Here is a 1577-nt window from a genome sequence, read left to right as displayed (position 1 = left end):
GCCAAGAATCGTCAATGCCACAGGGGTCTAGCCTCTTTAGTCTGCATGCAGGCGCGATGCGCCTTGAAAATTGATGTGCCCTCGCACAGGGCGAGTGGCAGCTAAAGGGCGGGATTATAGCGTAAAAGCGCCCGCAAGCCTCTAGCAGGAACAGGCAGTCGCCACGTTGACAGGCTTTGGACGTCGCAATAGACTCCAACTCAAATGGACTGGGGGATCCCGGTCGGCGCTAATGCCTCGGTGAGATCACCGGGGCTTTTCGCTTTTTGGAGGCGGGAAAATCTTCAAGCCCCAATTTTCGAAACCTTCTCCAGCGTTTATGCGCCCACCGCTGCAATAAAACTTGCGTTTGAGCACTTCGAAAGCGCGATTTTCCTGACCCGCCCTCAAAACACTCATACCAATGGGTCTCGCAACAAGATCAGCCAGCTGTAAGCCGGTGGAATTGACCTGCTTTGTGGCGAAGACTATTTCGAACGGCAGTTGCACGCCCATTCGATTGGCACCACTGCACATTCTGCGAAATTCCAGCTCCAACTCGTTATCTTCCCGCTTTCCTCGGCGCTCAAAAATCACATGTGTTGATGCGCGGTGCTGACCCTTCTCAGATAAAAAATCGTACAAAGTTTCAAGACAGAAGCCGAGCGCCAGATGATACGGATTCTCTAGAGAACCCTGCTTCTCGCAGAGTGGAGCCTTATCGATAACACAGCTGATCAAAACAAAATTGCTGGCCTCAATGATGCTGGTCAATTCGGCAAGAAAAGCATGCTTATGCGCCTTTGAGGTAAACAAACTAGAGAAAGCGCCTTTTTCTTTTCTAATCTCAAGCTCATGCAGCCCGATCAGATCATGTCCCATGTGATTGAACTTGAACATCTGAACGGCTGGGATGACCTTTTCGCAATAGTGGCGCTTATGAAACACACAAAAGGCGAGTACGAAAATTGGATAGTAAGGGTCCAACCGCTGCATTCCGTGATCACCGCTTTCATCAACATAAATGACGAAGTCACTGTATCTCGCGTCGGCGTGCTGAGGCTCTACGCCTTCAAGAACCTCGCGCACTTCGCCCCGATTTTCAAAACGAGAAAACTGCACAACGTCACCCGCGATTGGGACGCCAATAGATACTGAGATTGCCATCCTCGATTTGCCGGTAGATCGTATAGGGCAAGGAAACGGTATCGAACACGGCGGATAGAGGAAGATCAAGCAACACAAAGGGCGCCAGCATTCCCGTAGGATCGGGGGGCGCATTCAGCGTGCAAAAATCGAAGGCCAGGCCACTGTAGATGCGCGGAATCGATTGGCAGTAGGTCTTCTTTTTGCGCAGGTCACGGGCAGCATCGGCGTCGCCCTGTAAAACGGTCGAGACACTGCCACAGCCTGAGAGAACTGCAGATATTACGCCCAGCGTCAGAAATTTCTTCATGTCCAAGATTTGCCCTCCGAGATCGTCAGGCAAATTAGCATCGAGCCCGAGCAGGGCACAGTTCATGGCTTCTGGAGAAGTTGTAGGACAGATCGCTGTATTTTGTCCGTTACTGCCCACAGACTCCGTTTCGCAGTGGACC

At 51.6% G+C, this 1577-nt stretch carries 2 protein-coding genes; both read right to left on the bottom strand.

Annotated elements, in window-relative coordinates; translation table 11 throughout:
* Nucleotides 1-246: 246 nt before the first annotated feature.
* Nucleotides 247-1146: a DUF3800 domain-containing protein gene (locus tag D6877_RS22625; protein ID WP_130912170.1), complete on the bottom strand. Its 900-nt coding sequence runs from the start codon at nucleotides 1144-1146 to the stop codon at nucleotides 247-249.
* Nucleotides 1106-1435, bottom strand: a complete 330-nt coding sequence (locus tag D6877_RS22620) for a YceK/YidQ family lipoprotein (RefSeq protein WP_178083736.1) — start codon at nucleotides 1433-1435, stop codon at nucleotides 1106-1108. The genes D6877_RS22625 and D6877_RS22620 overlap by 41 nt, the downstream gene beginning before the upstream one ends.
* Nucleotides 1436-1577 lie beyond the last annotated feature (142 nt).

The organism is Pseudomonas sp. Sample_9, from assembly GCF_004307535.1.
Classification (GTDB): Bacteria; Pseudomonadota; Gammaproteobacteria; order Pseudomonadales; family Pseudomonadaceae; genus Aquipseudomonas; species Aquipseudomonas mercuritolerans.
Note: the sequence above shows the minus strand (reverse complement) of the source record. Positions and strands in the feature narration are given on the sequence as shown.